5 protein-coding genes are annotated in these 9,824 nt (G+C 39.4%); 2 read left to right on the forward strand and 3 right to left on the reverse strand.

What is annotated here, in order from left to right:
- Positions 1–152: 152 nt before the first annotated feature.
- Positions 153–2,093: a KxYKxGKxW signal peptide domain-containing protein gene (locus AX663_RS04265; protein WP_060972795.1), complete on the reverse strand. Its 1,941-nt coding sequence runs from the start codon at positions 2,091–2,093 to the stop codon at positions 153–155.
- A 330-nt stretch (positions 2,094–2,423) separates the two neighbouring features.
- On the opposite strand from AX663_RS04265, the gene pdxS reads away from it, so the two are divergent.
- Together pdxS and pdxT are read left to right on the forward strand one after the other, a co-directional pair.
- Positions 2,424–3,296: a pyridoxal 5'-phosphate synthase lyase subunit PdxS gene (gene pdxS, locus AX663_RS04270; protein WP_037602288.1), complete on the forward strand. Its 873-nt coding sequence runs from the start codon at positions 2,424–2,426 to the stop codon at positions 3,294–3,296.
- Entirely contained in the window at positions 3,297–3,890 is a 594-nt protein-coding gene (pdxT, locus tag AX663_RS04275) for a pyridoxal 5'-phosphate synthase glutaminase subunit PdxT (protein ID WP_060972796.1), read from the forward strand.
- A 258-nt stretch (positions 3,891–4,148) separates the two neighbouring features.
- Here pdxT and AX663_RS04280 read toward each other — a convergent pair whose 3' ends face one another.
- Both AX663_RS04280 and AX663_RS04285 read right to left on the reverse strand, forming a co-directional pair.
- Complete coding sequence (locus AX663_RS04280; protein WP_197414201.1) at positions 4,149–6,596, reverse strand: glucosyl transferase; 2,448 nt, start codon at positions 6,594–6,596, stop codon at positions 4,149–4,151.
- Positions 6,597–7,311: 715 nt separating this feature from the next.
- Positions 7,312–9,824 (reverse strand): KxYKxGKxW signal peptide domain-containing protein (locus AX663_RS04285; RefSeq protein ID WP_082759646.1); only part of this gene is annotated, 2,513 nt, incomplete at its 5' end.

Genomic DNA, 9,824 nt, shown 5'->3' on the forward strand with positions numbered 1-9,824 from the left:
AGTTGCTACAGACTTTTCTAAAAACAAAAAAATCCAGGACCTATGCCCTGGATTTAGGAGATTATGAAAAAGAAAAGTTTTAGGATGGTTTTAGTATATAAAGCAAAGCCTAAAGTTTTCTTAAAGTGGTAGAAATATTATGTCTTTCCTTTTTAATTCACTTTCTCAGTAGCCACACCGTTTTCATCGATGATATAAGTTTTGCCGTCTTTTTCGAGAGTGGTATTCGTCCACATAGCCCCACTGTCTTTGTCAAAGTAGTAAGTTTTACCATCAATGTCTACTAGGCTACCTTTGACTTGCTTACCATTTTTATCAAAGTAGAGTTGAACACCATCAATGGTTTGACGGCCTGTTAGGAGTTTGCCCTCTTTGTCGTAGTAGTACCAGTTCCAGAAATCATCGCGAACAAATTGGTTTTTAGCCGTAAATTCAGTCACTACTCCCTCATTATCAATTGTGTAGGTCTTATCATCGACTTTCAAAGTGTCGTTAGTAAGGATAATAGTGGTGTACATACCAGCATATCTTTCTGTTCGATATGATTTTGTTAGACGATAGCGCTTGCCATCGATTTCTTTCCATGTAGGCTTATCAACACTTTTTACCTCAGGTTGGAAGTAGTGAAGGTGACCATCAGAGCCTCGTTGGATGCCCTCGAGGAGGACACCGTTTTTATCAGTTCCATAGATTCCAGAGAAACTAGGCCCGCCCCAAAATGTTTTTTTTGAAAAAAGGGCTCCAAAATAGTTTTTTTCTATTTTACTATCTGTGACTAGATAAAGTTTGCTGTCATAACCTATGATACCATCAAGAACTTGACCCTTTAAAGCAAAGATATATTCTTTTCCATCGATAATTTGTTTACCAGTTAAGACTTCGCCGTTAGCATTGGTACGGTAGGTAGAAGTGTTTGCATGGAACATTGAAGGAGTTTCAACAATGCCATATTTGTTCTTGACCAATTGTCCTTGGTAATCAAAAAGATAAATCTTCCCATCAATTGTGACAGTATCATTTTTAGCCAAAAGTCCGTCAGGTTTGAAATAATAACGTTTACTGTCAATGGTATGCCATCCAATAAATGCAGCACCATCTTCGCCTAAGTAATTAGTATAAGTTGTATATTGAGGTTCTGTCCTATAGCCATTGAAAATTGAAGTGTGATGCCACTGATTCGTTAATAGAGAACCATCATTCTCATCGAATCGATAGTATTTTCCACCAATCTCTCGTTCTTGTCCTTTGACTTGTTTCCCATCTTTATCAAAATAAAGGATGACACCATCAACATTTTGCCAACCAGTCAATTTTTCACCGTTGGCAGTGTAGTAATACCAGTCTTGTTGGTTATCAGATTGGAAATGACCACCAGTCACGACCTGGGTTGGTAGTTGTGTTTTTTCGGTTAGGATGCCATCAGCATCTGCTAGATAAGTTTTACCGTCTACTTCAATGCTTGTATCAGTTACCTTACGACCGTTATCTTTATCGTAGTAGTAATCTTTGCCATCAATGGTTACCTTTTCACCTTTTGCCTGGATACCATTGTCATGGAAGTAGAGGTTGAAGCTGTCGATGGTTTGTGGGCCAGTTAGTTTGTGACCGTCACTGTCTAGATAATACCAGTTACCTTGATCATCTGAGGTGAACTTGCCACCTTGGGAAGGTGTTTCCTGTGAAGTAGTTGCGTTGTCGCTTGTTTCGGATGAGGTTTCAGTACTTTTATCTATAGTAGCTGTCTCAATTTTTTTATCAGTTTCGTTAGCAGGCTGTGTAGCAGTTGCTTCTGCAGGCTGACTGGCGACATTAGTAGATGTAGTGTCAGTTGAGACTGTATCACTAGAAGTATTTTCAACAGCCGTGCTCGCCGGAGCTACTTCGGTTCTTGTAATGAGGCTAGCACTTGTCTCAAGATTACTGTCAGAGACGACATTTTCAGGACTGTTAACAGCGGTCGTTTCAGGTTCGACCTCATCGGCTCCGACTTGACCAAGGCCAATCAGTGAAGCCCCGATAGCCAAACTTGAGGCAGCGATTGTAATCCAATGTTTCTTAACTTTATGAAGTTTGAAACGAACTTTGTTTTCCATAAATTTCCCCCTTATATGGTGACTTGGTAAATTCATGCTGTGACATATAAAACATCATGAACACCAAAAATTAATTTACGATTATATTTTAATCTTATTTTCTAATAACTTCAATAGAAAACGGATACAAAAATGCCATACTCTTATAAAAAGATGCTTATAGTTGTGATAGTTATAGCCTATAAAAGAGTTTTCCTAATTTATTTATTTTTTCGTCTATAGATATGATTGAAAGGGCAATTGTCCCCATACAGTTTGGGAAATAGAGTCTTTTTTTCAAAAATCATCCTGTGTAAAATAGAGGACATAAAAACATGAGAGGTGATTGCAATGACAAATCGTTACGACTTAAATAAAAATTTGGCACAGATGCTTAAGGGGGGCGTCATCATGGACGTTCAAAATCCTGAGCAAGCACGTATCGCTGAGGCGGCAGGAGCAGCTGCAGTTATGGCCTTGGAACGCATTCCGGCCGATATCCGTGCGGTGGGTGGTGTGTCACGTATGAGTGATCCTAAGATGATCAAGGAAATTCAGGACGCCGTTAGTATTCCAGTGATGGCTAAGGTGCGTATTGGTCATTTCGTTGAAGCACAGATTTTGCAGGCGATTGAGATTGATTATATCGACGAGAGTGAGGTTTTGACACCGGCTGATGACCTTATTCATGTGGATAAAACCCAGTTTGATGTGCCTTTCGTCTGTGGAGCTAAGGACCTCGGTGAGGCTCTTCGCCGTATCTCAGAAGGGGCATCAATGATTCGTACCAAGGGTGAACCTGGGACTGGTGATATTGTTCAGGCTGTTCACCACTTGCGACTCATGAATCAAGAGATTCGCCGTATTCAAAATCTTAGAGAAGATGAACTCTATATTACTGCTAAAGACTTGCAGGTGCCAATTGATTTGGTCCGTTATGTCCACGAACATGGCAAGTTGCCTGTTGTCAATTTTGCGGCAGGTGGTGTAGCGACACCAGCGGATGCTGCGCTTATGATGCAGCTGGGTGCTGAAGGTGTCTTTGTTGGTTCAGGGATTTTCAAGTCTGGAGATCCGAAAAAACGTGCGGAAGCTATCGTCAAAGCAGTAACTAACTACAATCGTCCCGATATTTTGGCGCAAGTGTCAGAAGATTTGGGAGAAGCCATGGTTGGTATCAACAAGGACGAAATTGACATCTTAATGGCAGAGCGAGGAAAATAGATGACAAAAATCGGAATACTGGCTTTGCAAGGTGCTTTTGCAGAACATGAGCAGGTCTTGAAAGCACTTGGGGTTGAAACGGTTCAAATCAGAAATCGACAGGATTGGGAAGCTCACGCTGATTTAGACGGGCTCATTCTACCAGGGGGAGAGTCGACAGTCATGGGAAAACTTTTGCATGATTTAGACTTGTTTGAGCCGATTAAGACGAAAATTGATGCTGGACTACCTGTATTTGGAACTTGTGCAGGTCTGATTTTGTTGGCCAAAACCATAGTGGGAGACCAAACAAAACATTTGGCAAATATGGATATCACTGTAGCCAGAAATGCTTATGGACGCCAATTGGGCAGTTTTGTCACAGATGCTGAATTTAAAGGAATAGGGGAGATCCCAATGGTCTTTATTCGTGGGCCGATTATTGAAGCTGTTGGACCAGAAGTGGATATTCTAGCACAAGTCAATGGGGCTATCGTGGCAGCTAGAGAAAAGCAGATGTTGGTGACCTCTTTTCATCCAGAATTAACGGGTGACGAAAGGGTACATGCTTATTTCCTAGATATGATTAATCAGGCAAAAGAAGAAAAGCAATGATTCAAATTTCATAAATTCATTTACTTCTCCTTCACGCAAAAAAATCCAGGACCTAAGCCCTGGATTTAGGAGATTATGAAAAAGAAAAGTTTTAGGATGGTTATAGTATATAAAGCAAAGCCTAAAGTTTTCTTAAAGTAGAAGAAAAAGTTTACATGTGATATGAAAAAGGAAGTCGATTTTGAACGACTTCCTTTTTAGCGATTCCTAAATCAAAGTAATTATGCGATATCAATAGTTGTTATTTGAATTATATTCTTATACTTCACCAGGGCCCATCAAATGTCCATTACCGTCAGCATCGAATTTGAAGGCACCAGTGTTTGTTCTAACAATGGTATTTTCAGCGCGTGCTCCATTCTTAGCATCGTAATAGTGGACAGTTCCGTCATCGTCAAATTTGAATTCACCTCTAAGTTGTCTACCGTTTTGGTCGAAGTAAACATGGATGCCGTTTAAGGTTTGAGGTCCTGTCAGTTTATCCCCTTTAGCATCAACATAGTAGTAGAAATCTTCACGATCTAAATCTTTACTTTCTCTTGGGTACTGTCCATCCTGATCTACGAGATCATTTCCAGGAATGGTAATAGTGAAGTGGAAGATGCGATCACCATCGAGATTTCGGTAATTCCAGTTGTAGACATGAACAAAGCTATCAGTGACGAGAGCACCAGAGTCTTTATCATAATAGTGTCCATCAGGGGCGAAGCGTCCCTTGACTTGTGCCCCATTAGGAAGGAAGTACAAGTGACTATTTCCAAAGGTTTGAGGTCCTGTTAATGGCTTACCATCAGCATCGAGATAATACCAGGCAGTAGTATAGACATTTTGATTGTTGATGTCATCACGACCAATATAAGTCAAGATTTCTTTAAAAGCATTGGTTACGAGAGCCCCAGAATCTTTGTCATAGTATTTACCATTTGGTGCAAAATGTCCCTTGACTTGTGTACCAGTGAAATCATCAAAGTAGACTTTAACACCATCGATAGTTTGTTCTCCCTTGAGTTTATCGCCTTTATCATTGACGTAAACCCAGTTGCCATCTTCAGTTTCAAGATAGCGTTTTGTTGCAAGTGCACCAGAGTTTTTATCGTAATAGCGACCATCCTCTGCAAAACGTCCTTTGACTTGTTTGCCATCCTTGTCAAAGTAGACTGGAATGTTGTCAACGAAGTTGAGACCGATGAGGTTTTTACCGTTTGCATCCTTGTAGTACCAGTTGCCTTCGTTATCACTATAATAGTGACCACCAAAAACTCGTGGTGCATTGTCTAGGGAGACAGTAGGTGTAGGAGTGACGGGGGTATCTATTTCTTCGCCAGGTTTCATCAAATGTCCATTACCATTTGCATCGAATTTGAAGGCACCAGTATTTGTTCTAACAATGGTATTTTCAGCACGTGCACCGTTTTTCGCATCGTAATAATGAACAGTACCATCTTCGTCAAATGCAAACTCACCTCTAAGTTGTCTACCATTTTGGTCGAAATAGACATGGATGCCGTTTAGGGTTTGAGGTCCTGTCAGTTTATCCCCCTTATCATCTACGTAATAGTAGAAATCTTCGCGATTCAAATCATTGCTAGAAAGTGGGTAATGACTCATATCCAAAAATTGGTTTTCACCGTTAGGTCCAACGACTGAATTATTAGGAATGGTGATGACAAAGTGATTCACATGATTTCCGTCTTGATTTTGATAATTCCAGTTGTAGACATGGACAAAGCTGTTAGTTACAAGCGCACCAGAGTCCTTATCATAGTAGTGTCCGTCAGGTGCAAAACGTCCTTTAACTTGTGCCCCATTAGGGAAGAAGTACATGTTTGTACCACCAAGATTTTGAGGACCTTTAAGTGGCCGTCCGTCGGCATCAAGGTAGTACCAATCAGTAGTATAAATGTTTTGACCGTTGATATCATCACGACCAATATAAGTTAAGAGTTCTTTAAAGGCCTTGGTTACGAGAGCACCAGAATCTTTGTCATAGTATCTGCCATCCTCTGCAAAGCCACCTTTGATTTGAATACCGTCTTGACTAAAATAAACAGGAACATTATCTACATAGTTCAGCCCGACAAGATTTTTGCCATTTGCATCCTTGTAATACCAGTTACCATTATCATCACTATAATAATGTCCACCAGAAATATGAGGTGCATTTTCAAGTGTTACGGAAGGTGTGACTAGCTTTTCATTTTCATCGATTGGGGCAGGTTGTTCACTGTTTTTTGTAGGTGTTTTTGTTTCTTCGATAGGAATAGGTTCATTGACTTTTTCTACCGAAGTTTTTGTAGTAGAGGCTTCTGAAGTTGCCGTTTTGATAGGTATAGTTTTATTTGCCTGATTATCTTGATTGCTATTTCCTTGTTCAGAAGTGATTTCTACAGGTGATTCGCTTGCTAATTCAGATGATGCGACTTCACTGCTAGGAGCTTCACTAAGAACCGTACTTGTACTAGTAGGTAGCTCAGTATTAGTTGAGATAGGATTTGTAGTAGGTGCTTTGATCTCAACATTAGTTACTACAATTTCTTGTGCAGGTGCAAGAATTTCAGTTGGTTGACTAGAAGTTTCAGGTATTTTTACTTCATCCGCAAATGTAGGGCGTGCGACTAAAGTAAAAGTAGCTAGAGCAGTTGCGCAGGAAAGTGCTACGACGTGTTTCTTGGACATTTGCCAATGATAATTCATTTCAGTATTCATAATAGACTCCCTTCAAAAATGAACACCGATGTTTAGGTGTGTAACATAAAGGAGCTAGGCCGTCAGAAAAATATTAAAAGTGAGAAAATCTGTTAAAACGACTGAGCCCCATATCTAAATCTCTCAGGGTATGGCCATAAGACGATTTTATAGGCGAGCACGTCAAATGTGTGCAAGGAGAATATGCTTATGCTGTGTAATTTATATCTAGAAACAAGTGATTTTACTTATTTATCCTAATACTTTTATTTCTCTCCTTTCGTTTAATTATTGAATCCAACCTATGGCATGTGTCTTCAAATACAAAAAACTAGAGCTCTTAGTTTGAAGCATTCTCTCTAAAGCTCTAGTTTTATATTATAGACTGATGTGTGTATGAAAAGAGCCTTAGATTATCATGCCAAAGTGCCTAAGGACCAGTTTTCATGCATAAAAAATTATTTTGACGTTAGAAGTCTAAAGCCAAGTTCCTAATCCTAATCCCCTGTAGTACACTTTCAACGTTTTTAGTAAAACGCTTACATGTTCACCTATCTTTATTATAATACTTTTTTTATGACAAACAAGTTTTTTTACAAGATAATCGTAATTGTTTTAGAATTGTTCATAATTGGGTTCTATTTGTATGACATTTATTGATGATATGAAAAAGGAAGTTGACAGTTGGTCGACTTCCTTTTGTGTTGGGTAATTGTTCATAGTCACTTGTAAATGACTATCGAAGGATATGGCCAACCCCGTCATTATCGAAGTAATAAGTAACGTGATTGATTGTCAAGGTTACATTATCAGCACGATTACCAGAGCCAGGAAGATAATAGTAAGTCTTACCACCTAAAATGATGAGTTTATCTTTAGCTTGTATACCCTTATATTGTCCGTAATCATCATCGTAGAAGTAGACATGCTTTCCATCGATGACTCTTCTACCAGTCAGAATATTTCCCTTACTATTTGCATAATACCAGTTATTCTTATGTTCGAAGTATTTTCCGGTTACAAGGGCACCAGTCTCTTTGTCATAATAATGATCACCACGGTATGGATAATTAAACTCACCTTTCACTTTTTCGCCGTATCTAAAGTAGTACTGAATTCCGTCCAAATATTTAGTACCGTGAAACTTCTTTCCTTTTTCATCAACATAAAACTCTTTGCCGCCATCCTCAACCAATCTATCTGTTACTAAAGCACCGTTATCTTTATCGTAATAGTGATTATCAGGAGCAAAATGGCCTTTGTATTGGACACCATTGGTGCCGAAATAAACGTTGACGTTATCAATGGTGTGGGCACCAAGGAGGAGGTAACCCTTGTCATTGACATAGTACCAGTTACCTTCGGAATCACTGATATAGCGGTTTCGTTCAGTTGATTGACTTTTAATGCTGAGGACACCAGATTGGTCTGCCACATAGGTCTTACCATCGAAATCAAAAGTTGTATCTTTGACTTTTCGACCGTTATCTTTATCAAAATAGTAAACCCTTCCATCGATATCAACGAGCTCTCCCTTAGCTTGTCTATGAGTTCCTAAATGGAAATACATGTCGTAGCCATCAATAGTTGCAGGGCCAACGACAGGAAATCCATATTCATTATAGTAACGCCAGTATCCATCTTTATCTTGGACAAAATAAGCAGTCTTTTGTCGAAGGTCCTTAAAATCACTAGAAATGAATTTACCAACCCCATCATTATCAAATTCATAGATATTTGGAAATTCTCTCGTAATATAGTGTGTAGGAATATTCAATCGTTTATTTCTAGCAATAGTTCCATCATTGTAGAAGTAATAGTTATTGAAAAATCTGTGCACGACCATATTTCCATCATCTTGGAAAAAGTACTTATTACCATTGATGGTTTGCCATCCTGTGACTGGTAGGCCATCGGCACCAAGATAATACCGTTCGAGTTCAGGATGTTCATTGTTATCATAATTTGCATAAGGAGCAAAGTCAAATCTTACTTCTTTAGCATAGTTTTCTTCAGGAATGAATCGTCCAGCTTTGAAGGTGACGAGGCGGTTCGCCACAAGGGCGCCGTTATCTGGGTCGTAAAAATAGGATTTACCATTGACCTTACGGCGTTCCCCCTTGACCTGTCTACCATTTGAATCAAAGTAATAGGTCAAACCATCAATAGTTTGTGGTCCAGTCATAAGTTTTCCATCTTTATCCATATAGTACCAGTGACCACCATTATCTTGTAGAAAAGCGGGATGGTTATTTGCCACTGTAACGATACCATTAGGATCAATATTGAGTTTGAAATCACCGTTGTTGAGATGTGTGTCTTTAACTAATTGTCCTGCATTTTCTTTGCCAGCATCTCCAAACAGATAGAGCTTGTCACCAACCACGTTCAAGCCGTAGCTAAGTTGGCCGTTTCTATCAGGATTAAAGTAATAGGTTTGTCCTTTGATATCTTGTAAGCCAGAAACTCGCACGCCATCGCTACCTAGATAGTAAGTTTGACCATTTTCTTCAACAAATTCATCATGGAGCATACGTGCACTATCTGTAAAGTAATAGAGTTTTCCATCAATGGTTTCGAAACCAGGATGTTCTCGCTCTTTTTTGAAATAATAGCGTTCTCCATTAATATCTTGCCATCCCATAAGCTTATTACCGTTGTTATCGTAGTAATAAGTTACGTAATAAGGATGTCTTGTGGTAATAAGACTACCTAAATAGTTTTCTGTTTCAATGCGTTCTTCTTTTTCGGTAACAAATCCATTCCTTTTTTCAGTAAAGGCAGAACGGTCAGTTCCTCTTGTGGTATTTTCGATTGGGATATCACCGACAGGTGACGCATTCTCAGCTGTAACACTCTCACTAGTCGTTGCAATTACCTCAGAATGTGCAGTTTCAGAATGCGCTACTTCCGAACTAGCTGTACTTGTCACTTCAGAGCTTGGTTTTTCAGAGACTGTTTCTGTTGAAGGAACTTCTAAGGTAGCTACTGGTGCTTCTGATACTGTAGCAGTCTCGCTAGAAGGGGTAGCAGGTGTATTTTCTGTAGGTTTAGCTGTGGCTTCACTAGTCGCTGGAGCCTCAACGTCAATAGCGCCTTCTTTGATGATGGTTTCAACAGTCGCTTCATTAACAGGGGTAGACTGTTCTTCAGCTGAAGCATAGTTAAGGCCAGCAAAACTCAATCCCAAAGCCAGTCCTGTCACTGCAATAGTTACCCAATGTTTTTTAACTTTGTGAAGTTTAAAAT

This window comes from Streptococcus sp. CCH8-H5 (assembly GCF_001556505.1).
Lineage (GTDB): Bacteria > Bacillota > Bacilli > Lactobacillales > Streptococcaceae > Streptococcus.

What these genes read in the sequence shown, in the direction of transcription:
- AX663_RS04280 (WP_197414201.1), bottom strand. Translation starts at nt 6,596, where the DNA reads ATGAATACTGAAATGAATTATCATTGGCAAATGTCCAAGAAACACGTC.
- AX663_RS04265 (WP_060972795.1), bottom strand. Translation starts at nt 2,093, where the DNA reads ATGGAAAACAAAGTTCGTTTCAAACTTCATAAAGTTAAGAAACATTGG.
- pdxT (WP_060972796.1), top strand. Translation starts at nt 3,297, where the DNA reads ATGACAAAAATCGGAATACTGGCTTTGCAAGGTGCTTTTGCAGAACAT.
- pdxS (WP_037602288.1), top strand. Translation starts at nt 2,424, where the DNA reads ATGACAAATCGTTACGACTTAAATAAAAATTTGGCACAGATGCTTAAG.